Source organism: Bradyrhizobium sp. (assembly GCF_030654605.1).
Classification (GTDB): Bacteria; Pseudomonadota; Alphaproteobacteria; order Rhizobiales; family Xanthobacteraceae; genus Bradyrhizobium.
Genome location: NZ_JAURXB010000193.1, coordinates 14,733 through 38,978, shown reverse-complemented (window position 1 = coordinate 38,978; position 24,246 = coordinate 14,733). Strand labels below are relative to the sequence as shown.

Here is a 24,246-nt window from a genome sequence, read left to right as displayed (position 1 = left end):
TTCTTTGCCGGCCGGCCGCTACCCTATCGGGTGCTGGGGTTGAACCCAGCCAGAACTCAGTTGCCGTAGTTTGGCGGCAAATGGATTTTTTTGCGTGCGGTCTCATCCGGGATCCGCGCGACGCGGGCGATAGCCTTGTTTCGAAAATCGACGATGGCTTGCGATACCGCACGGCCCGTGCCGCTGCCATACCATCCGGTCTTCTTCACATATTGTTCCAGCAACTCGTCAGGAACATCATCCAGCCGTCCGGCAAAGAAATCCCGCTCTTCGTCGGTCGAGATGCGATAGACGGTTTTGAACGCCAATGCCCGATTGGCGAGATCAGCGGGTTTTCCGCCTCGGAGCATGGCAAATATTCTTTGCTGCTCGGATAGCTTTTCCGGGCTGCCGTAAAGTAGACGGTCGTCGTAAGCCATCCGCAACGCAAATTCATATTGCCATGATTTGAGATCGGACTGCTCGGCGAATATCCGTTCGGCCTGCTCGGCAGCCTCGTGGAAATCCGCTCGGAGGTCACCCGGAAAAACGGACTCTAACCCATGGTCTCGCCCCTGCGCGGGTATTCTAAGCCGGTCGAGCACAAGCGCCAGAAACTCGCGTTTTTGCTCACGACTCAGCCCCTGCCAGAATTGGCTCACCTTGCCGGCTTCGATTTTGAGATAGGTGGCGTCGATATAGGATGCGACGAGCGCGAGAATTTGGCTGTCTGTCGCCTGACGTTTCTGCAGGGCCAGTGCCATGTCCAGCGCCGGTCGTCTTTCCAGCAGGTCTGTTTTTTGCGCGAAGCTCAGAGCGCGCCGCGATAACTCAGCGGTCGATATTTGAGCCTTGGCTGGGAGCGCTCGCCAGTCGATGCCGTAGATTGCGACAGCAAGGTCGCGATGCGAGAATTCCGGACCGCCGATCTGGACGCGCTGAACGACTTCTGCGCTACCAAAACTCCAGATTCCGCCGGCCTTTCCAGGGGACCCCGGACCGAACATCGGAAGGTAGGCGAGTGCGCGGCCGATGCCATGATGCCACGTTGCCGCTACCACTTGCTTTCCATTCAGACGCTGGCTGACGATGCCTTCAGTGCAGCAACCCAGGTCGACAGGAGCACTCGACGAATCTATGCTGATGACGAGGCCATCCGGAATTGCCTCGATCTCTTCGGTCTGTATGCATTCATCGGTTCGTCCTGCCTCAGCCAGCAGAGCCGAGGCCTTGAAGTCGGTCCCGGTGCAAGTGCTGCCACGAGCGAGCCGCGAGGACATTATCCGGGTTTTGCCCTCGATCTTGTTGGCCAGCACGAGCTGATCAATCACTCCCTCCGACAGCAGCGTGACATTGCCACAGCATTCAACGGAAGAGGCATTCTCGATGGTCAAGGTCCGAACGGTGCGAAGCGCCGCCGGAATCTCGCGGCTCGACAATCCTGGATAGGAGTACAGAACGTAGACCCGGCTTGCGACGGAAGCGGCAATCCATAGAGCGAGAAAGACAAACGGCGCCGCCACAAGACCCGGTCGGTTGTTCATCATGCCGCGGATGACGAGTACGGTGCCGATCAGGGGCAGAATGAAATTGAAGAAGCCCAGGTACAGGAGCAGTCCCACCGTGAACATGTACAGGACGGTGTGGACGGCTGGGACTGATCCTGACGGGGGGGTGGTCAGCGCAATGGTCAACAAAGCCGAGATTGTCAGGACGGTGAGCCCGACGCGAAGGTCTCGGATGCGGTCGGGTGCGTCGGCTGGCGGGGATGATTGCATCGGGATACCATCCGCCACAGGCACTGAAAGTTGCATTAATCGGCGAATGCAGTTTGACGGACCTGAAGCGTTGGCTAACATTTGGCCAATAAATGACTTGGCAAGCCGGAAAAGACTCGTTAAACAACCCGTTCCGGGCGTGCTGGCCGTTGCTGGCACGTCCGTGCTCGCATTCCGAAAACCCGATACGCTTGGAGATCATTCCTTTCAGGACATCCGCATGGATTGCTCGAAAGGGAGGAAAACCCGTCGTTTTGGGAGGGGTGAGGGCAGGGGTCCTTCGGCTCGCCGAAAGATCTCGATCCTGTCCAAGACTGCAGGCGCCCGCGATGAGACGCAAGTCTCTTCAACGGCTTAATCCATCGGCCTGCATAGACGGGTGAAGACCGGATTTCGCTTTACGCCGCGTTTCGCGCGACGGCAGCGGGTATGGTTCGAACCTCGACACCTCGTGCCTCGTTCGGCGCGGGAGGGCAGGCTTTTCAAATGTCGTCGTGCCCGGCGTGTCCTGAGATCTTGAAGTGGTCTCGAGGTCAGGTTTTGGGCGGGACGATGGGTGCAACCCGGCGGTCCTGCCTCTAAGGCGCAGGCCGCCAACCGGAGAGAGCTTGCTGTGGAAAGAGCGGCAAAAAAGGACGCGGTTGAAGCGCTGAACGGTCTGTTCAAGACCACCAGCGTTGCAGTCGTCGCCCACTATTCCGGCCTCACCGTGGCCCAGATGCAGAAGCTGCGTACGCAGATGAAGCTGGCGGGTGCGTCGGTGAAGGTCTCGAAGAACCGTCTCGCCAAAATTGCTCTTGAAGGCACAGACGTCGTTGCCATCGGTTCCCTGCTGAAGGGGCCGACCGTGATCGCGACTTCCAACGATCCGGTAGCGGCGCCGAAGGTTGCCATCGAATTTGCCAAGGCGAACGAACAGTTCGTCATTCTCGGCGGATCGATGGGTAAAACCGTCCTGGATGTGAATGGCGTCAAGGCGCTCGCCGCCCTGCCGTCGCTCGATGAACTGCGCGCGAAGATCCTCGGCCTCCTTGTGGCGCCGGCGACCAAGATCGCTCAGCTCTCGACTGCGCCCGCGGCCAAGCTCGCGCGCGTCGTCCAGGCCTATGCCTCTAAGAGCGAAGCGGCCTGACGCCCTTCGCAAACATCAAACCTGGTTCGAACCGAATTCGCTTAAGGAAACAGATCAATGGCCGACCTACAGAAGATTGTTGACGACCTCTCCAGCCTCACCGTGCTCGAAGCTGCCGAGCTCGCGAAGCTCCTTGAAGAAAAGTGGGGCGTGTCCGCCGCTGCCGCCGTCGCGGTGGCCGGTCCGGCCGCTGCCGCCGCTGCTCCCGCGGAAGAAAAGACCGAGTTCACGGTCATGCTGACCGCCGCCGGCGAGAAGAAGATCGAAGTCATCAAGGAAGTCCGCGCGATCACCGGCCTCGGCCTCAAGGAAGCCAAGGACCTCGTCGAAGGCGCCCCCAAGGCCGTCAAGGAAGGCGTCAACAAGGACGAAGCCGACAAGATCAAGGCCCAGCTCGAGAAGGCCGGCGCCAAGGTTGAGCTCAAGTAAGCCTGCGCTTGCTGGAGCAGAATCCCGGGCGCATGCGCCCGGGATTTCCAAACGGCGCGGAACGGGCGATTTGTTCCACGTTGTACACAGGAATGTGTGGGGATTTGCAGGTTTAACCCTCGAATCTCCACGATTGTCATCCCATATCGGGACGGCAGCACGAAAGCACGGTTGGCGGCGGGAACGGTGACGCTTCTGCGCAGACCGTTGGGAGACAGGCAATTTCGGGCTTTTTCGGTCCGTAACTAAGCAGGTTGAGACGGGCGGGTGCGGAAGCGCCCCGCGCGTCGTTTTGCGTTTTGAAGGTGCGGGGCTTCGATTTGGGATTTTAATCCTGAAATGAGACTTCAGACTTTCGGAATGTTTGGGAAATTCAACCCGGGGGCGATGGCAGTCGCGCTTCGGAAGGTTCGCCCCTCACGGGCGACGAAATGAGAGGCCACGATGGCGCAGCAGACATTCACGGGTCGCAAACGGGTTCGCAAGTTCTTCGGACACATCAAGGAAGTCGCTGAGATGCCGAACCTCATCGAGGTTCAGAAGGCGTCCTATGACCAGTTCCTGATGGTCGATGAACCCGTTGGCGGCCGGCTGGACGAGGGCCTGCAGGCAGTGTTCCGGTCGGTGTTTCCGATCTCGGATTTCTCCGGCACCTCGATGCTGGAATTCGTCCGCTACGAGTTCGAGCCGCCGAAATACGACGTCGACGAGTGCCGTCAGCGCGGCATGACCTATGCGGCGCCGCTGAAGGTGACGCTGCGCCTGATCGTGTTCGATATCGACGAGGAAACCGGCGCCAAGTCCGTCAAGGACATCAAGGAGCAGGACGTCTACATGGGCGATATCCCGCTCATGACCATGAACGGCACCTTCGTCGTCAACGGCACCGAGCGCGTCATCGTCTCGCAGATGCACCGTTCGCCCGGCGTGTTCTTCGATCACGACAAGGGCAAGACCCATTCGTCCGGCAAGCTGCTGTTCGCCGCGCGCGTCATTCCCTATCGCGGCTCCTGGCTCGATATCGAATTCGACGCCAAGGACATCGTGTTCGCGCGTATCGACCGCCGCCGCAAGATTCCGGTGACGTCGCTGATGTTCGCCCTCGGTCTCGACGGCGAAACCATCCTGAGCACCTTCTACAAGAAGATCAGCTACAAGCGCGCCAAGGAAGGCTGGCGCGTGCCGTTCGACGCCACCCGCTTCCGCGGCTACTCGACCATCAACGACCTGATCGATGCCGACAGCGGCAAGGTCGTGCTCGAAGCCGGCAAGAAACTGACGGTGCGCGCCGCGCGCCAGCTGCAGGAAAAGGGCCTCAAGGCGCTGCGCCTGTCCGACGAGGAATTGGTCGGCAACTATCTCGCCGAAGACCTCGTCAATCCGAAGACCGGCGAGATCTACGCCGAGGCCGGCGAGGAAATCACCGAGAAGTCGCTGAAGGCGCTCAACGAGCAGGGCTACAAGGAACTGCCGCTGCTCGACATCGACCATGTAAATGTCGGCGCCTACATCCGCAACACGCTGAACGCCGACAAGAACATGACGCGTGAAGACGCGCTGTTCGACATCTATCGCGTGATGCGTCCCGGCGAGCCGCCGACCATCGACTCGGCGCAGACCATGTTCCAGTCGCTGTTCTTCGACAGCGAGCGCTACGACCTGTCCGCGGTCGGTCGCGTCAAGATGAACATGCGCCTCGAGCTCGACGCGCCCGACACCCATCGCACGCTGCGCAAGGAAGACATCCTGGCCGTCATCAAGACGCTGGTTGATCTCCGCGACGGCAAGGGCGAGATCGACGACATCGACCATCTCGGCAACCGCCGCGTGCGCTCGGTCGGCGAGCTGATGGAGAACCAGTACCGCATCGGCCTGCTTCGCATGGAGCGCGCGATCAAGGAGCGGATGTCCAGTGTCGATATCGACACCGTGATGCCGCAGGACCTGATCAACGCCAAGCCGGCGGCTGCCGCGGTGCGTGAATTCTTCGGTTCGTCGCAGCTGTCGCAGTTCATGGACCAGACCAACCCGCTGTCGGAAATCACCCACAAGCGCCGTCTCTCGGCGCTTGGCCCCGGTGGTCTGACCCGCGAGCGTGCCGGCTTCGAGGTGCGCGACGTGCATCCGACGCATTACGGCCGGATCTGCCCGATCGAGACGCCGGAAGGCCCGAACATCGGCCTGATCAACTCGCTGGCGACGTTCGCGCGCGTCAACAAGTATGGCTTCGTCGAGACGCCCTACCGCAAGGTCAAGGACGGCCGCGTCACCGACGAGGTGGTCTACCTCTCGGCGATGGAAGAGGGCCGCTACCACGTCGCGCAGGCGAACGTGGCGCTCGACGCCAAGGGCCGCTTCACCGACGACCTCGTGGTCTGCCGCCACTCCGGCGACGTGCTGATGATCACGCCGGACAAGGTCGACTACATGGACGTGTCGCCGAAGCAGCTGGTTTCGGTTGCCGCGGCGTTGATCCCGTTCCTCGAGAACGACGACGCCAACCGCGCGCTGATGGGCTCGAACATGCAGCGTCAGGCCGTGCCGCTGGTGCGCGCCGAAGCGCCGTTCGTAGGCACCGGCATGGAAGGCGTGGTCGCCCGCGACTCCGGTGCTGCGATCGCCGCACGCCGCACCGGCGTGATCGACCAGATCGACGCTACCCGTATCGTGATCCGCGCTACCGACGATCTCGACCCCACCAAGTCGGGCGTCGATATCTACCGGCTGATGAAGTACCAGCGCTCCAACCAGTCGACCTGCATCAACCAGCGTCCGCTGGTGAAGGTGGGCGATCAGGTGGCCAAGGGCGACATCATCGCCGACGGTCCCTCGACCGATCTCGGCGAGCTCGCGCTCGGCCGCAACGTGCTGGTAGCGTTCATGCCGTGGAATGGCTACAACTTCGAAGATTCGATCCTGCTCTCCGAGCGGATCGTGAAGGACGACGTCTTCACCTCGATCCACATCGAGGAATTCGAGGTGATGGCCCGCGACACCAAGCTGGGTCCTGAGGAAATCACCCGCGACATTCCGAACGTTTCGGAAGAAGCGCTGAAGAACCTCGACGAAGCCGGTATCGTCTACATCGGCGCCGAAGTGCGCGCCGGCGACATCCTGGTCGGCAAGATCACGCCGAAGGGCGAAAGCCCGATGACGCCGGAAGAAAAGCTTCTGCGCGCCATCTTCGGCGAAAAGGCCTCCGACGTCCGCGACACCTCGCTCCGCGTGCCTCCTGGCGTGCAGGGCACCATCGTCGAAGTCCGCGTCTTCAACCGGCACGGCGTCGACAAGGACGAGCGCGCTCTGGCGATCGAGCGGGAAGAGATCGAGCGTCTGGCCAAGGACCGCGACGACGAGCAGGCGATTCTCGATCGTAACGTCTACGGCCGCCTGGCGGAGCTTCTGGAAAACCGCCAGGGCATCGCCGGTCCGAAGGGCTTCAAGAAGGACACCAAGATCACCCGCGCCGTGCTCGACGAGCATCCGCGTTCGCAATGGTGGATGTTCGCGTCCCCCAACGACAAGCTGATGGCTGAAATCGAAGCGATGCGGAAGCAGTACGACGAATCGAAGAAGGGCCTCGAACAGCGCTTCCTCGACAAGGTCGAAAAGCTGCAGCGTGGCGACGAATTGCCGCCCGGCGTGATGAAGATGGTCAAGGTCTTCGTCGCGGTGAAGCGCAAGATTCAGCCCGGCGACAAGATGGCCGGCCGTCACGGCAACAAGGGCGTGGTGTCCAAGATCGTTCCGATCGAGGACATGCCGTTCCTCGAGGACGGCACCCATGCCGACATCGTGCTCAATCCGCTGGGCGTGCCGTCGCGCATGAACGTCGGTCAGATCCTGGAAACCCATCTCGGCTGGGCCTGCGCCGGCCTCGGCAAGCGCATCGGTCAGACCATCGATGCCTACCTTGCCAGCGCCAAGCAGGACCTGAAGCCGCTGAAGGAGACCCTGAAGAAGATCTACGGCGACGACGAAACCATCAAGTCGCTCAACGACAGCGAGTTGATGGAGCTCGGGCGCAATCTCAGCCACGGCGTGCCGATCGCGACGCCGGTGTTCGACGGGGCCAAGGAAGCCGACATCGAGGAGATGCTGAAGCTTGCCGGTCTCGACGCGTCGGGCCAGTCGACCGTGTTCGACGGCCGCACCGGCGACACGTTCGACCGCAAGGTGACGGTTGGGTACATCTACATGCTCAAGCTGCACCATCTGGTCGACGACAAGATCCATGCGCGTTCGATCGGGCCGTACTCGCTCGTTACCCAGCAGCCGCTGGGTGGCAAGGCGCAGTTCGGCGGACAGCGTTTCGGCGAAATGGAAGTGTGGGCGCTCGAGGCTTACGGCGCGGCGTACACGCTCCAGGAAATGCTGACCGTGAAGTCGGACGACGTCGCCGGCCGTACCAAGGTGTACGAGGCGATCGTGCGTGGCGACGACACGTTCGAAGCCGGTATCCCGGAATCGTTCAACGTGCTGGTCAAGGAAATGCGTTCGCTGGGCCTCAACGTCGACCTGCACAATTCCAAGGCGGGCGGCGCGACATCCGAGGCGGCCGAGTAACATAAAAAGCGATATGCCCGGCGCTTTGCGCCGGGCATCCGCGCTTCGCTCGGACGTTGGGCGAAACGCGTGGCGTCAAAAAGAATTTCGAATTTGCTGCCGGTGACGATCGGCACGCGAGGAGAAGACCATGAACCAAGAAATTATGAATCTCTTCAACCCGACGACGCCGGCTCAGGTCTTCGACCAGATCCGGATCTCCATCGCGTCTCCGGAGAAGATTCTGTCGTGGTCCTACGGCGAGATCAAGAAGCCGGAGACCATCAACTACCGCACCTTCAAGCCGGAGCGCGACGGCCTGTTCTGCGCCCGCATCTTCGGGCCGATCAAGGATTACGAGTGCCTGTGCGGCAAGTACAAGCGCATGAAGTACAAGGGCATCATCTGCGAGAAGTGCTCGGTCGAAGTGACGCTGAGCCGGGTCCGGCGCGAGCGCATGGGCCATATCGAGCTGGCCGCCCCGGTCGCGCACATCTGGTTCCTGACGTCGCTGCCCTCGCGCATCGGCCTGTTGCTCGACATGACCCTGAAGGATCTCGAGCGGATCCTGTATTTCGAATATTACGTCGTTCTGGAGCCGGGCCTCACCGCGCTGAAGGACCGTCAGCTGCTGTCGGAAGACGAGTACCTGAAGGCGCAGGACGAATACGGCCAGGACAGCTTCACCGCCATGATCGGCGCCGAGGCGATCCGCGAATTGCTGAAGGGGCTCGAGCTCGAAAAGCTCGAGGCGTCGCTGCGCGTCGAGATGCAGGAAACTGAATCCGACATCAAGCACAAGAAGCTCGCCAAGCGCCTGAAGATCGTCGAGGCGTTCCGCTATTCCGGCAACAAGCCGGAATGGATGATCCTGACCGTGGTGCCGGTGATTCCGCCGGACCTGCGTCCGCTGGTGCCGCTCGATGGCGGCCGCTTTGCGACCTCGGATCTCAACGACCTCTACCGCCGCGTCATCAACCGCAACAACCGCCTGAAGCGGCTGATGGAACTGCGCGCGCCCGACATCATCATCCGCAACGAAAAGCGCATGCTGCAGGAGGCGGTCGACGCCTTGTTCGACAACGGCCGCCGCGGCCGCGTCATCACCGGCGCCAACAAGCGTCCGCTGAAGTCGCTGGCCGACATGCTGAAGGGCAAGCAGGGCCGCTTCCGGCAGAACCTGCTCGGCAAGCGCGTCGATTATTCCGGCCGTTCGGTGATCGTGGTCGGTCCCGAACTGCGGCTGCATCAGTGCGGCCTGCCGAAGAAGATGGCGCTGGAGCTGTTCAAGCCGTTCATCTATTCGCGGCTCGACGCCAAGGGCCTGTCCACCACGGTGAAGCAGGCCAAGAAGCTGGTCGAAAAGGAGCGTCCCGAGGTCTGGGACATTCTCGACGAGGTGATCCGCGAGCATCCCGTGCTCCTCAATCGCGCGCCGACGCTGCATCGCCTGGGCATCCAGGCGTTCGAGCCGGTGCTGATCGAGGGCAAGGCAATCCAGCTGCATCCGCTGGTCTGCGCCGCCTTCAACGCCGACTTCGACGGCGACCAGATGGCCGTGCACGTTCCGCTGTCGCTGGAAGCCCAGCTCGAAGCGCGCGTGCTGATGATGTCGACCAACAACATCCTGCATCCGGCCAATGGTCAGCCGATCATCGTGCCGTCGCAGGATATCGTGCTCGGTCTGTACTATCTGTCGGTACTGCGTGAAGGCCTGACCGGCGAGGGCAAGCTCTACGGCGAAATGGCCGAGATCGAGCATGCCCTGCACGCCAAGGTCATCCACCTCCACACCAAGATCAAGTATCGCTGGCAGGGCATGGACGAGGCCGGCAAGCCGGTCACCCGCTGGTACGACACCACGGCCGGCCGCGCCATGCTCGGCCAGGTGCTGCCGAAGTCGCCGAAGATGCCGTTCGACATCATCAACAAGCTGATGACCAAGAAGGAAATCTCCGGCGTCATCGATCAGGTCTATCGTCACTGCGGTCAGAAGGAGACGGTGATCTTCTGCGATCGCATCATGGCGCTCGGCTTCTACAACGCCTTCAAGGCCGGCATTTCGTTCGGCAAGGACGACATGGTTGTGCCGGCTTCGAAGTGGAAGACGGTCGACGAGACGCGCGCGCTCGCCAAGGAATTCGAGCAGCAGTACAATGACGGCCTGATCACCCACGGCGAAAAGTACAACAAGGTCGTGGACGCCTGGTCGAAGTGCACCAAGAAGATCTCGGAAGACATGATGGCGGAAATTTCCGCCGTTAAGAAGAATCCGAAGGGCGGCGAAGCCCAGATCAACTCGATCTTCATGATGGCGAACTCCGGCGCCCGTGGTTCGCAGGACCAGATGCGCCAGCTCGCCGGCATGCGCGGCCTGATGGCCAAGCCGTCGGGCGAGATCATCGAGACGCCGATCATTTCCAACTTCAAGGAAGGCCTGTCGGTGCTCGAATACTTCAACTCGACCCACGGCGCCCGCAAGGGCCTCGCGGACACCGCGTTGAAGACGGCGAACTCCGGTTACCTGACGCGGCGTCTGGTCGACGTGGCGCAGGACTGCATCATCACGGCGGATGATTGCGGCACCAAGCTCGGCATCAAGATGCGCGCCATCATCGACTCCGGCACGGTCGTCGCCTCGCTGGCGTCGCGCATTCTCGGCCGTACCAACGGCGAGGATCTGCGAGATCCCGTGACCAACAAGGTCGTGGTCAAGCGTGGCACGCTGATGGAGGAGATTCACGTCGACGCCATCCAGCAGGCCGGCATCCAGGAAGTGAAGATCCGCTCGGCCCTGACCTGCGAACTGGTCAACGGCATCTGCGGCAAGTGCTACGGCCGCGATCTGGCCCGCGGCACCCCGGTCAACCACGGCGAGGCGGTCGGCGTCATCGCGGCGCAGTCGATCGGCGAGCCCGGTACCCAGCTGACGATGCGCACGTTCCACATCGGCGGCGCGGCGCAGATCAACGAACAGTCGTTCATCGAGTCGAACTTCGACGGCAAGGTGACGATCAAGAACAAGGCGATCGCGAAGAATGGCGAAGGCCATCTCGTCGCGATGGTCCGCAACATGGTGGTGGCGGTGACGGACGCCGACGGCACCGAACGGGCGACCCATCGCATTCAGTACGGCGCGCGGATGCGCGTCGACGAAGGCGACATGGTCAAGCGCGGCCAGCGCATCGCCGAATGGGATCCCTACACCCGTCCGGTGCTGACCGAAGTGGAGGGCACCATCGGCTTCGAGGACCTGGTCGAGGGGCAGTCGATCTCGGAAACGCTGGACGAATCCACCGGTATCGCCAAGCGCGTCGTCATCGACTGGCGCACGTCGCGCGGCGGCGCCGACCTGCGTCCGGCCATCGTCATCAAGGGCAAGGATGGCAAGATCCTCAAGCTCGCGCGTGGCGGCGAGGCCCGTTACATGCTGTCGGTCGACGCCATTCTGTCGGTCGACGTCGGGGCCAAGGTCAAGACCGGCGACATCCTGGCGCGTATTTCCACCGAAAGCGCCAAGACCCGCGACATCACCGGCGGTCTGCCGCGGGTGGCGGAACTGTTCGAGGCCCGCAAGCCGAAGGACGCCGCCATCATCGCGGAAATCGCCGGCACCATCCGGTTCGGCCGCGACTACAAGAACAAGCGCCGCATCTCGATCGAGCCGATGGACAAGAACGAGGAGACTCGCGAGTACCTCATTCCGAAGGGCAAGCACATCCATCTGCAGGACGGCGACATCGTCGAAAAGGGCGATTTCATCGTCGAAGGCAATCCGGCGCCGCACGACATTCTGGCGATCAAGGGCATCGAGGAACTCGCTGCCTATCTGGTCAACGAAATCCAGGAGGTCTATCGGCTGCAGGGCGTGCTGATCAACGACAAGCACATCGAGGTGATTGTCCGTCAGATGCTGCAGAAGGTGGAAATCACCGACCAGGGCGAGACCGACATGATCTCGGGCGAACAGATCGACAAGATCGAGTTCGACGTGCTCAACGCCAGGGCAAAGGAAGAGGGCAAGAAGATCGCCACGGGAACGCCGGTACTGCTCGGCATCACCAAGGCGAGCCTGCAGACCCGCTCGTTCTTCTCGGCGGCCTCGTTCCAGGAGACCACCCGCGTGCTCACCGAAGCCGCCGTCAACGGCAAGGTCGACCCGCTCGAAGGCCTCAAGGAAAACGTCATTGTCGGCCGGCTGATCCCGGCGGGCACCGGCGCCTCGATGGCCAAGATCCGCGAAGTCGCCGTCAAGCGGGACAAGCTGATCCTCGACGAACGCGAGAAGCAGGCGACCATCGTGCCTTCGGCTCCCGAAGCCGAGCCGCTGGCGCTGCCGCCGGCGGAGCCGGCGGAATAAGGCACTCGGAATTGACCAAGGTTAAGAAAAGGCCGGCGCAAGCCGGCCTTTTTGCTGTTTTTTCGCCTTTCTCGCACTGCACACTGCTTTGTTCATCTTCCCTTCAGCGTCAAAAGCGCCTTTGCTAGGGGGAGTTAGACCGGGCGCGTCGCGAACAGCGGGCGGCCGGCTGGGGCGACGGAAAACCATATGCTGGATCTTGCAATCGTTGGCGGCGGCCCCGGCGGGCTGATGAGCGCCTGGTACCTCAAAAAGAAGCTGGGCGATCTCTGCCGCATCACGATTTACGAGGCGTCCGACCGGGTCGGCGGCAAGATCGTGACGCGGAAGTTCGATTCGGCGCCGACGATGTACGAAGCCGGCGTAGCCGAGATATACGACTACTCGATGACGGGCCCGGATCCGCTGCGCGAATTGATCCAGCATTTCGGCCTGCAGACCATTCCGATGGATGCCGAGCAGGTCCAGCTCGATGGCGAGTTGCTCAACGACGTGCCGGGGATGCGCCGCAGATACGGCGCCATGACCGCCGACGCGATCGAGGCGTTCCGCAAGCGCTGCTCCGATTTGATGTCGCCGCTCGAATATTACGAAGGCGTCGGCGCGCACGACAACGAGCACCCGTGGGCTTACATCAGCTGCGAAGCGCTGCTCGACAAGGAAGTCGACGATCCCGTCGCCAAGCGCTTCCTGAAGATCATGGCGCGGTCCGACCTTGCCACCGAGAGCCACAATACCAATGGGCTCAATGCGCTGAAGAACTTCTTGATGGATGTCGACGGCTATATCGGCCTGTATTCGATCCAGAACGGCAACGAGCAGCTGATTGACTGCCTGCTATCCGAAGTCAGCGCCGACATCCAGCTCAATCACAGGGTGCTCCAGGTCGGCAAGACCCCGGCCGGGCGCTATCAGCTCGACATGATGAACGGCAAGGGACCGGAAACCAGGGATTTCGATCTGGTGGTGATGTGTCTGCCGCATTCCTGGCTCGCCACCATGCGATGGGGCGGCGAGCAGCTGCGTAAGTCGATGGTCAAGCACGTCGCCTATTTCGACCGCCCCGCGCATTACCTGCGGGTGTCGTTGCTGTTCGACGAGCCGTTCTGGGGCGAGAGGATCCCGGGCGCCTGGTTCATGTCGGAAGCGTTCGGCGGCTGCTGCGTCTACAACGAAGGTGCGCGTCACGATGTCGGCAAGCACGGCGTGCTGAACTGGCTGATCGCCGGTTCCGATGCTTTGGCGTTCGCCAATCTCAGCGACCTGGAACTGATCGACGCCGCGGTGAAGTCGCTGCCGGACTCGTTCGGCGATGCGCGCGCGCATCTGATGGAGGGCAAGATCCATCGCTGGCTGTCGTCGGTGAATGCGCTGCCGGGCGGCATGCCGGCACGCGACGTCATGACCAATCACCGTCCCGAGCCGAAACAGCATCCCGGCCTGGTCGTGGTCGGCGACTATCTGTTCGACTCGACGCTGAACGGATTGCTGGACTCCTCCGATGCCGCCACCGACATCATCGTCACCGAGATGATGCGGTTGCGCCGCGCGCGCGGCGACGGCAGCACGCCTGCGTCCGACAAGATCGACCGCGAGTATTTCGAGAACTATCGCGGGCTCGGGCCCTATGGCGAGGTCTGGAGCCAGTTCACCGATCCGGCCTACCTGACCGACCTCGTCAAGATCGTCTGGAACAGGGCCAGGGGCTACAGGCTGCTGGTGGCCGGCTCCGCCAGCGGCGAGCTGGTGGGCGCACTGCGCGCCCGCGGGATCGACGCGTGGGGTATCGAGAACAATCGCGCGATCCACGCCCGGACGCCGAAAGAACTGAAGGAGTTCTGCAAGTTCGGATCGATCGTCGATATGCCGTTCAAGGACGCGGAATTCGACTTCGTGTTCGAAACCAGCCTGTGCCATGTCTCCGAAAAGCAGGTTCCCCGCGCGATTCGCGAGTTGAACCGCGTGGTGAAGACCGGCCTGGTGTTCGGATCCGTGACGTCGGACATGGCGCCGGCGCTGATCGACCGCTACGACCTGCTGCGCGGCGTGAAGAAGCTCGGCACCTGGTGGGAATGGTCGGAGTTGTTCTTCGGCAACGGATTCGACCTGTCGATGCATCGCCGCGACGTCACGGACGTGCTCTGGGCGGCGACGCTGGCGGCCAACAAGGGGCCCGGCCAGTGGTATGCGGACTCCGACAGCCTGCGTTACTCGTTCTTCGACAAGGTCGAGGCCGACGATTAAGCGAACCGCCGGCCTTCCAATTATTTTGCCGAACGCATATTGATCGCATAGGATCGCGGCCGTGGCTCGCTCGGCCGTCTCCCTTGATTTTGCGGTCGTGCCGGCCGTGCAGCACCGGTTGGTTTCATGGCGCCCAAGCTTCCTTCATCGGACGAGCCTCCTTCATCGGACGATCCGAAGCCCGACGCCGCGGGCGATCCGGTTGCGGCGGAGCTTGGCAAGAAGGCGGTCAAGCCATCCGAGCCTGATATCGAGATAGACGACGACGACGATGATGAGGATCTCGTCGTTTATACCGCGCAGGAAGCCGCCGGCGCGTTTGCGACGATCTATGCCTTCGTCCAGCCGTTTCTGAAGAATTACAGGAAAATGCTGGCCTTTGTGGCCTTCGGCGTCGTGGTCGAGACGCTGTTCAACGTCATCATGCCGCTGAGCCTCAAATTCCTGATCGACGACGCACTCGGCGAAGAGGATTTCCAGGCCCTCTACATGATCCTCGGGGTGCTGGCGGTGGCCGGCATCATCACTTCGATCGTCGCGATTTGGTATGAGCGATGGGACGCCAAGCTCGCGTCATCCCTTATTGCCGACGTGCGGTCGCGCCTGTTCGGCCACGTGCAGGACCTGCCGTCGGGCTATTTCGCGCGCACCCAGCGCGGCGAGATCCTGTCGCGGTTCTCGATCGACCTTTCGGCCTTCGAAACCTCGATCAAGAGTTTTGCCAACAGCGCGGCATTGCCGTTCCTGGAACTGATCGCCGGCATCATCCTGATGCTGTTCCTGAACTGGCAGCTCGCCGCGGTAGCACTGCTGGTGTTTCCGATCACGCTGATCGGCCCGCGGCTGCTGACGCCGAAGGCGGTGCAGGCGAATTACGAGCAGAAGCTGCACGAATCGTCGCTGCTCGGCATGGTGCAGGAAAACGTCGCGGCGCAGGCCGTGGTGAAGGCGTTCAGCCTGCAGCGCCGCGCCTTCGGCTGGTTCCGTCTGCGCAACAACCAGGTTCGCGACAAGACCGCTTCCGCGGTGTTTCTCTCGACCATGGTCGAGCGCTCGGTCACGATCTCGGTGTTGTTGCTGCATCTGGTGGTGCTCGCGATCGGCGCCTATCTCGCCACCAAGGGGCAGATCACGGTCGGAACCTTCGTGACGTTCGAGAGTGCGTTCTGGGAGGTGTCCTACAACATCGCCCACTTGATGCATTTCATTCCGGTGTCGATCCAGTCGGCGGCGGCGGTGCGTCACATTCAGGAATTGCTCGACGAGCCGACCCGCGGCGCCGATCGCGCGGGCGCGCCCGAGCTGCCGCGCATCACCAACGACATCACCTTCGACCGCGTGTCGTTCAAGTACGAGGGCTCCGAGACGCCGGTGCTCGACAATCTCAGTCTCAAGCTCGATGTCGGCAAGACCATTGCGGTCGTCGGCCCCAGCGGCTCCGGCAAGAGCACGCTGCTGAATTTGATCCTTCGCCTCTATGTGCCGGATGAAGGGCGCCTGACCATCGACGGCGTCGATATCCGCAAGGTGACCGTCGAATCCCTGCGCAAGAGCATGGCCGTGGTGTTCCAGGAGAACATGCTGTTCAACATGTCGATCCGGGAAAACATCCGGCTCGGCAAGGAAGGTGCGACCGACGAAGAGGTCGTGGAGGCGGCGAAGAAGGCCGAGATCCACAGTTACATCATGAGCCTGCCGGAGAAGTACGATACCGAGGTCGGAGAGCGCGGCGACACGCTATCGGGCGGGCAGCGCCAGCGCATCGCCATCGCCCGTGCGGTCGTCCGCGACCCCTCGGTGCTGCTGCTCGACGAGGCGACCTCGGCGCTCGACCAGACCACGGAAGCCGCCATCAACAAGACGCTGATGAAACTGGCCCAGGGCCGCACCATGATCTTCTCGACCCACCGGCTGACGTCGGTGGTCGAGATGGACGAGATCATCGTGATATCGGGCGGCAGGGCGATCGAACGCGGTTCACACCAGAAACTGCTCGCCGCCAACGGGGTCTATCGCAAGCTGTGGGACGACCAGAGCCACAAGCCGCATAAGGCGGACGATCAGGCCGGCGATGATGACGATGATGACGACGAGGATTGAGCCGGAAATCGCGAAAAGCCGGTCAGGCGATTTTCCCGTGACGGGGTTGCGCAGCCGGTTGTTGCGGAACTGATCCGGCGGCCAATCGGTTGCCGATAGATCGCGATTTGCCAGGGGGCAAGCCGCGACAAAGCGTGCCGCGCGCTGCGCGCGCCATGACAAGCCGTTGTCGATCGACAGCGAACGCAGGTGATAGGCCTGGGCGAGGCAGCGCGCCTCGCATGCCGTCTTTTCCGGATCGCCGTAGAACGCCGCAATCTTCCGGGTGTCCATGCCCTCGGTCGCCAGCCATTGCGGGATGAGACCCCCGCCGACGATTGCAACATCCGTATACTGCACGCCTTTGCGGCGGAGCCGAAGACCCTACCAATGCGACGGAACACGCAAAGAAAGCTTGAAAGAAAAGCTCCGAATAAGGCCCGCGGTTCGCTTAAGGTCCGGGCCTGGCCGTGGCCTGCTGACTTAACCGAAACGCAATGCTGGAAGAACAAGATGGCCGCCGCGCAGCGGTCGCTCAAAGCATTGGTCCGATGATTTCGGTAACGATTGATTCACCTAACTCCGACATCGGCCCGCAATGGGACGATCTCGTCCGGCGTGCCTCCTCGAACGTCTTCATGAACCCTGCGGCGCTGAAGGCGGCCGACGACACTGGTTTCTCCCGCATCCAGATGCTGCTGGCCTGGGAGGAGGGCGACGGCCCGCGCAAGCTGGTCGGGGTCTGGGCGCTGCAATCGCGCAAGATCCTGCCGTTCTGGCCAAGGGTGCTGGAAGCGCTGCCTTATACCTACGCCTTCCTGTCCAGCCCCGTGGTCGACTTTGCCTGCGTCGACGGCGTGATCGCGGCGTTCTTCTCGGCGATCGCGGCCAGCCGGTCGCTGCCGAAGGTCCTCAGTCTGCCGTCGCTCGACGCGGAGTGTCCGAGCTATTCCGCGATGCGCCGGGAACTGGCCAGCCGCGGCATTGAACCCTTGACGCTTTCGGAAAGCGCCCGGCCTTTCGTGACGCCGGTGTTTGGCGTCAAACGGTCCGGCTCCACGCGCAAGAAACTGCGGCAGGACTGGAACAGGCTGTCGGCGCTCGGCACCGTTGACGTCGTGAACGACCGGACGCTGGACGGCGCCCTGCAGGCTTTCGAGCGCTTTCTGGCGCTCGAAAATGCCAGCTGGAAAGGCGATCGCGGCACTGCGCTGTTATCCGATCCCCATGACGCTGCCTTCGTCCGACGGCTGTTCCAGAGCCTGGCGGCGCAGGGCAATGCCTCCGTCGCCTTGCTGCGGGTCAACGGCGAAGCGATTTCCGCGCAGGTGCTGATGTATTGCGGCACGACTGCCTACACCTGGAAAACCGCATTCGACGCCGAATACGCCAAATATTCGCCGGGAGCGCTGTTGATCGACAAGATCACCGACGGGCTGTTCGCCGGATCCGGGATCGTGGCGATCAATTCCTGTGCCGCCGAAGCAAGCTTCATGGGTCAATTATGGGCCGGACGGCGACCGACGGTCGATCTGCTGATCGATATCGGCGCGAGAAAATCGGTCGGCTACCGAATCGAAGCGGCCCGGCAGCTCGCCTATCAGCGCCTGCGCAGCTGGCGGGACGGGTTCCGGCAGTGGCGATCAACGCCTCGCCCGAAGAAACTGGGCGTCGCATCGCTCTCCTGACTATTTTATCCGGGTAATATTGACGTTTGGGCATTTTATTCCAGTCCCGTTGAAGGCGGGGCAAGCCGGGTGTCGTACGAGCCGCGCGGAGATTCGCGGCCATCTGCCTTGAAAGCCTCGATTCCAGCGCGGGTTGAAACTCACGCGCACGCCAGTTATGCATATGCCACAGGCGTTTCTTTCGCTGTCGTTTCGCCTTGACTTGGCCAACTACCGCCGATAAAACCCGCGCACTTGACGACAGGCGGTGAGCGACGCCAGAGTCGGAACGGATCACCCACCTTCATCCTCCAGGTATTCATCCTTGGGGATCGAGACGGGCACCAACCTCGACGAATGCCGCTCAAACGCTGTCGATGATAGCTAGGCACTGCCAGGACGATCTTGGTTCTCTCGAGCAAGTTCTCTTGAGATTAATTTCGGATGCATGACCTCGGTGGCCGATTGACCAGCGTCAGCTGATCGATCACGACCGCGGTCCTCTGTGGCGTGAAGCGCTTTCCGCTCAGCAATGAGTGGTTGGCGCGATTTCGCTTTGCGCGGTCGTTTCCGTGTGAGGCGGCCGGATGGGACTGGTGTCCCGAATGAATTTTGCGGAGCCGATAACGGTTTCGCGTGAACTAAAGGGTGAAGGCTGACATGCCGACGATCAACCAGCTGATCGCAAGTCCGCGCGTCGTTCAGAAGTCGCGCAAGAAGGTGCCGGCGCTGCAGCAGTCGCCGCAGAAGCGTGGCGTTTGCACGCGCGTCTACACCACGACCCCGAAGAAGCCGAACTCGGCGCTTCGTAAGGTCGCAAAGGTGCGCCTGACCAACGGCTTCGAAGTCATCGGCTACATTCCGGGTGAAGGCCATAACCTTCAGGAGCATTCGGTGGTCATGATCCGCGGCGGTCGCGTCAAGGATTTGCCCGGCGTGCGTTACCACATTCTCCGCGGCGTCCTCGATACCCAGGGCGTCAAGAACCGTAAGCAGCGTCGTTCGAAGTACGGCGCGAAGCGTCCGAAATAATCGGGAACAGATAGATGTCTCGTCGCCATTCTGCTGAAAAGCGTGAAGTGAACCCGGACCCGAAGTTCGGGAACATCATCATCACGAAGTTCATGAACTCGGTCATGTACGACGGCAAGAAGTCTGCCGCCGAGAGCATCGTCTATGGCGCGCTCGAAATGATCGAGGCCAAGACCAAGCAGGGCCCGCTGCCGGTTTTCGAGCAGGCCCTGGAAAACGTCATGCCGACCATCGAAGTTCGTTCGCGCCGCGTCGGCGGCGCCACCTACCAGGTGCCGGTCGAAGTCCGCAGCGTGCGCCGTCAGGCGCTCGGGATTCGCTGGATCATCACGGCAGCTCGCGACCGCAATGAAAAGACGATGACGGAGCGGCTCTCGGCCGAGCTGCTCGACGCGTCGAATGGCAGGGGAAACGCCGTCAAGAAGCGGGAAGACGTGCACCGGATGGCTGAAGCCAACCGCGCCTTCTCGCACTATCGCTGGTAACGGCGAAACAACGGATTTTAAGGAACAACCCATGCCCCGCGTTCATGCCATAGAGGACTACCGCAACTTCGGTATCATGGCGCATATCGATGCCGGCAAGACCACGACCACCGAGCGCATCCTGTATTATACCGGCAAGAGCCACAAAATCGGCGAAGTGCACGAAGGTGCCGCGACGATGGACTGGATGGAGCAGGAGCAGGAGCGCGGCATCACGATTACATCCGCCGCCACCACCGCCTTCTGGGAAGGCAAGCGCCTCAACATCATCGACACTCCCGGCCACGTCGACTTCACCATCGAAGTCGAGCGTTCGCTGCGCGTGCTCGACGGTGCGGTATGCGTGCTGGATTCCAACCAGGGCGTCGAGCCGCAGACGGAAACCGTCTGGCGTCAGGGCGACAAGTACAAGGTTCCGCGCATCGTCTTCGCCAACAAGATGGACAAGACCGGCGCCGATTTCTACAAATGCCTGCAGGACATCGTCGACCGCCTCGGCGCCAAGCCGATCGCGATCCAGCTTCCGATCGGCGCCGAGAACAATTTCAAGGGCCTGGTCGATCTGGTCCGCATGAAGGGTGTCGTCTGGGAAGACGAGAAGCTCGATGCTCCCTTCAAGGACATCGATATTCCCGAGGATATGGTCGAGAAGGCCAAGGAATACCGCGAGAAGATGCTGGAAGCCGCCGTCGAGCTCGATGACGACGCGCTCGCCGCATACCTCGACGGCAAGGAGCCCGACGAAGCCACGCTCAAGCGGCTGATCCGCAAGGCGGTGCTGACCGGCGCATTCTTCCCGGTGCTGTGCGGTTCGGCGTTCAAGAACAAGGGCGTGCAGCCGCTGCTCGACGCGGTGGTGGCCTATCTGCCGTCGCCGGTCGACGTTCCCGCCATCAAGGGCGTCGATGAAGACGGCAACGAAATCGTTCGGCTTCCGAACGACAAGGAGCCGCTCGCGCTGCTCGCGTTCAAGATCATGGACGATCCGTTCGTCGGCACAATCACCTTCTGCCGCATCTATTCCGGCACGCTGCTTTCGGGTACCGGCGTCATCAATTCGACGCGTGACCGCAAGGAGCGCATCGGCCGCATGCTGCTGATGCATGCCAACAACCGCGAAGACATCAAGGAAGCCTATGCCGGCGACATCGTCGCCCTGGCGGGCCTGAAGGAAGCCCGCACCGGCGACACGCTGTGCGACGCCAACAAGCCGGTGATTCTGGAAAAGATGGAATTCCCGGAGCCGGTCATCGAAATCGCGATCGAGCCGAAGTCGAAGGCCGACCAGGAAAAGCTCGGCGTCGCGCTGGCGAAGCTGGCGGCGGAAGATCCGTCGTTCCGGGTCTCGACCGACCTGGAGTCCGGCCAGACCATCCTCAAGGGCATGGGCGAACTCCATCTCGACATCAAGGTCGACATCCTGCGGCGCACCTACAAGGTCGACGCCAACATCGGCGCGCCGCAGGTGGCGTTCCGTGAGCGCGTCACCAAGAAGGCGGAAGTCGATTACACCCACAAGAAGCAGACCGGCGGTACCGGCCAGTTCGCGCGGGTCAAGTTCGTCGTCGAGCCCAACGAGCCCGGCAAGGGATTCGAGTTCGAGTCCAAGGTCGTCGGCGGCGCGGTGCCGAAGGAATACATCCCCGGCGTCGAAAAGGGCCTCAACAGCGTGCTCACTTCGGGCGTGGTCGCCGGCTTCCCGGTGGTCGACGTCAAGGTGACGCTGGTGGACGGCGCCTATCACGACGTCGACTCTTCGGCCCTGGCCTTCGAAATTGCGTCGCGCGCGGCATTCCGCGAAGCGCTGCAGAAGGGCAAGTCCGTCCTGCTCGAGCCGATCATGAAGGTCGAATGCGTGACTCCGGAAGATTACACCGGCTCGGTCATCGGCGATCTGAATTCGCGGCGTGGCCAGATCCAGGGTCAGGACATGCGCGGCAACGCCAACGTCATCAACGCGATGGTGCCGCTGATGAACATGTTCGGTTACGTGAATAACCTGCGCTCGATGAGCCAGGGTCGCGCGACCTTCACGATGCAGTTCGACCACTACGCGGAAGCGCCGGCGAACGTGTCGGCGGAAGTCCAAAAGAAGTTTGCCTGATTGTCGTTGACGGCAGTTAACGATTGAACGGAGAGTCAAATGGCCAAAGCTAAGTTTGAACGTAATAAACCGCATTGCAACATCGGCACCATCGGTCACGTCGACCACGGCAAGACGTCGCTGACGGCGGCGATCACCAAGGTGCTGGCGGAGACCGGCGGTGCGACGTTCACCGCGTACGACCAGATCGACAAGGCGCCGGAAGAGAAGGCGCGCGGCATCACGATCTCGACCGCACACGTCGAGTACGAGACCGGCAACCGCCACTACGCCCACGTCGATTGTCCGGGCCACGCCGACTACGTCAAGAACATGATCACGGGTGCCGCGCAGATGGACGGCGCGATCCTGGTGGTGTCCGCGGCCGACGGCCCGATGCCGCAGACCCGCGAGCACATCCTGCTGGCCAAGCAGGTCGGCGTTCCCGCGATGGTCGTGTTCCTCAACAAGTGCGACATGGTGGACGATCCGGAACTGCTCGAGCTCGTCGAGATGGAAGTCCGCGAACTGCTTTCGAAGTACGATTTCCCGGGCGACGACATTCCGATCATCAAGGGTTCGGCGCTCGCCGCGCTTGAAGACAAGGACAAGAAGCTCGGCCACGACGCGATCCTGGAACTGATGAAGGCGGTCGACGCCTACATCCCGCAGCCGGAGCGTCCGATCGATCAGCCGTTCCTGATGCCGGTCGAAGACGTGTTCTCGATCTCGGGCCGCGGCACCGTGGTGACCGGCCGCGTCGAGCGCGGCATCGTCAAGGTCGGCGAGGAAATCGAGATCGTCGGTCTGCGCGATACCCAGAAGACCATCGTCACCGGCGTCGAGATGTTCCGCAAGCTGCTCGACCAGGGCCAGGCCGGCGACAACATCGGCGCGCTGCTGCGCGGTACCAAGCGCGAGGAAGTCGAGCGCGGTCAGGTGCTGTGCAAGCCGGGTTCGGTCAAGCCGCACACCAAGTTCAAGGCCGAAGCCTACATTCTGACCAAGGAGGAGGGCGGTCGTCATACCCCGTTCTTCACCAACTACCGGCCGCAGTTCTACTTCCGCACCACCGACGTGACCGGTGTCGTGCATCTGCCCGAAGGCACCGAAATGGTGATGCCGGGTGACAACATCGCGATGGAAGTGCACCTGATCGTGCCGATCGCGATGGAAGAAAAGCTGCGCTTCGCGATCCGCGAAGGTGGCCGCACCGTCGGTGCCGGCGTCGTCGCAAGCATCATCGAGTAAGCGAACAGGGAATGGCGAGCGGCGGATGATCATCCGCTGTTCGCTTCCCACCATCGCAAAGAAGACGACAAAGAAAGACATCGGCAATGAACGGCCAGAATATCCGCATCCGTCTCAAGGCGTTCGACCATCGAATTCTCGATTCGTCGACGCGTGAGATCGTGAACACGGCGAAACGGACCGGTGCACAGGTTCGCGGACCCATTCCGCTGCCCACCCGCATCGAGAAGTTCACCGTCAACCGTTCGCCGCACGTCGACAAGAAGAGCCGTGAGCAATTCGAGATGCGCACGCACAAGCGTCTTCTCGACATTGTCGATCCGACCCCGCAGACCGTCGATGCCTTGATGAAGCTCGACCTGGCCGCCGGCGTCGACGTCGAAATCAAGCTCTGATTTTTTGGATCCCGTCCGAATCTAGCGGACAGAAAGAACAGGAAGCACGCCGATGCGCTCCGGAGTGATCGCACAAAAGGTCGGAATGACGCGGGTCTTTACGGAGACCGGCGAACATATCCCCGTGACCGTGCTGAAGCTGGGCAATTGCCAGGTTTTGGGTCACCGCACGACCGAAAAGAACGGTTATGTCGCGCTGCAGCTCGGCTCGGGCACCCGCAAGACCGTGTATCTGCCGAAGGCGGAACGCGGCCAGTTCGCGGTCGCCAAGGTCGAACCCAAGCGCAAGGTCACCGAGTTCCGCGTGTCGGAAGACGCGCTGATCCCGGTCGGCGCCGAAATTCAGGCGGACCATTTCGTGGTCGGCCAGTTCGTCGACGTCACCGGCACCTCGGTCGGCAAGGGTTTTGCCGGCGGTATCAAGCGCTGGAATTTCGGCGGCTTGCGCGCCACCCACGGCGTCTCGGTCTCGCATCGTTCGATCGGTTCGACCGGTGGACGCCAGGATCCCGGCAAGACGTTCAAGAACAAGAAGATGCCCGGTCACATGGGTGTCGATCGCATCACCACGCTTAATCTGCGCGTCGTGCAGACCGACGTGGCGCGCGGCCTGATCCTCGTCGAAGGCGCCGTTCCCGGTTCCAAGGGCGGCTGGATCGCGGTTCGCGATGCCGTGAAGAAGGCGTTGCCGAAAGACGCGCCGAAGCCGGGCAAGTTCCGCCTGGCCGACGGTGGCGGCGAACAGGCTCCCGCAGCCGAAGCGCCGGCCGAGCAGGAGGGCGTGTGA

The 24,246-nt window shown here is 61.9% G+C and carries 14 protein-coding genes; 13 read left to right on the top strand and 1 reads right to left on the bottom strand.

Annotation, left to right across the window (positions count from 1 at the left end):
• Positions 1-56: 56 nt before the first annotated feature.
• Positions 57-1,757: a hypothetical protein gene (locus Q7U29_RS17905; RefSeq protein ID WP_304743681.1), complete on the bottom strand. Its 1,701-nt coding sequence runs from the start codon at positions 1,755-1,757 to the stop codon at positions 57-59.
• A 613-nt stretch (positions 1,758-2,370) separates the two neighbouring features.
• On the opposite strand from Q7U29_RS17905, the gene rplJ reads away from it, so the two are divergent.
• From rplJ to rplC, 13 genes are all read left to right on the top strand, one after another.
• Entirely contained in the window at positions 2,371-2,889 is a 519-nt protein-coding gene (gene rplJ, locus Q7U29_RS17900) for a 50S ribosomal protein L10 (protein ID WP_304743680.1), read from the top strand.
• A 57-nt stretch (positions 2,890-2,946) separates the two neighbouring features.
• Entirely contained in the window at positions 2,947-3,318 is a 372-nt protein-coding gene (rplL, locus tag Q7U29_RS17895) for a 50S ribosomal protein L7/L12 (protein ID WP_291860694.1), read from the top strand.
• Between the two features lie 444 nt (positions 3,319-3,762).
• On the top strand, positions 3,763-7,884 hold the full coding sequence (rpoB, locus tag Q7U29_RS17890) for a DNA-directed RNA polymerase subunit beta (RefSeq protein ID WP_304743678.1): 4,122 nt from the start codon (positions 3,763-3,765) through the stop codon (positions 7,882-7,884).
• A gap of 130 nt (positions 7,885-8,014) precedes the next feature.
• Entirely contained in the window at positions 8,015-12,223 is a 4,209-nt protein-coding gene (gene rpoC / locus Q7U29_RS17885) for a DNA-directed RNA polymerase subunit beta' (RefSeq protein WP_304743677.1), read from the top strand.
• 189 nt (positions 12,224-12,412) lie between these two features.
• The gene (locus tag Q7U29_RS17880; RefSeq protein ID WP_304743675.1) at positions 12,413-14,467 is read left to right on the top strand and encodes an FAD-dependent oxidoreductase; all 2,055 of its coding nucleotides are present in this window, start codon (positions 12,413-12,415) and stop codon (positions 14,465-14,467) included.
• 126 nt (positions 14,468-14,593) lie between these two features.
• Positions 14,594-16,567 carry an ABC transporter ATP-binding protein gene (locus Q7U29_RS17875; RefSeq protein ID WP_304743673.1) on the top strand — a complete coding sequence of 658 codons (1,974 nt, stop codon included), beginning with the start codon at positions 14,594-14,596 and terminating at the stop codon, positions 16,565-16,567.
• 476 nt (positions 16,568-17,043) lie between these two features.
• Positions 17,044-18,234: a GNAT family N-acetyltransferase gene (locus Q7U29_RS17870; RefSeq protein ID WP_370691774.1), complete on the top strand. Its 1,191-nt coding sequence runs from the start codon at positions 17,044-17,046 to the stop codon at positions 18,232-18,234.
• Positions 18,235-18,873: 639 nt separating this feature from the next.
• Positions 18,874-19,245 (top strand): 30S ribosomal protein S12, encoded by a 372-nt coding sequence (gene rpsL / locus Q7U29_RS17865; protein ID WP_011473880.1) that lies wholly within the window; start codon positions 18,874-18,876, stop codon positions 19,243-19,245.
• 14 nt (positions 19,246-19,259) lie between these two features.
• A complete protein-coding gene (rpsG, locus tag Q7U29_RS17860; protein WP_304743672.1) occupies positions 19,260-19,730 on the top strand; it encodes a 30S ribosomal protein S7 in 471 nt (156 codons plus the stop codon).
• A gap of 31 nt (positions 19,731-19,761) precedes the next feature.
• Positions 19,762-21,834 (top strand): elongation factor G, encoded by a 2,073-nt coding sequence (fusA, locus tag Q7U29_RS17855; RefSeq protein ID WP_304743670.1) that lies wholly within the window; start codon positions 19,762-19,764, stop codon positions 21,832-21,834.
• Between the two features lie 39 nt (positions 21,835-21,873).
• Positions 21,874-23,064, top strand: coding sequence for an elongation factor Tu (gene tuf, locus Q7U29_RS17850; protein ID WP_304743669.1), 1,191 nt, complete (start codon positions 21,874-21,876; stop codon positions 23,062-23,064).
• Between the two features lie 86 nt (positions 23,065-23,150).
• On the top strand, positions 23,151-23,459 hold the full coding sequence (rpsJ, locus tag Q7U29_RS17845; RefSeq protein WP_011473876.1) for a 30S ribosomal protein S10: 309 nt from the start codon (positions 23,151-23,153) through the stop codon (positions 23,457-23,459).
• Between the two features lie 52 nt (positions 23,460-23,511).
• Positions 23,512-24,246: a 50S ribosomal protein L3 gene (gene rplC, locus Q7U29_RS17840; protein WP_304743667.1), complete on the top strand. Its 735-nt coding sequence runs from the start codon at positions 23,512-23,514 to the stop codon at positions 24,244-24,246.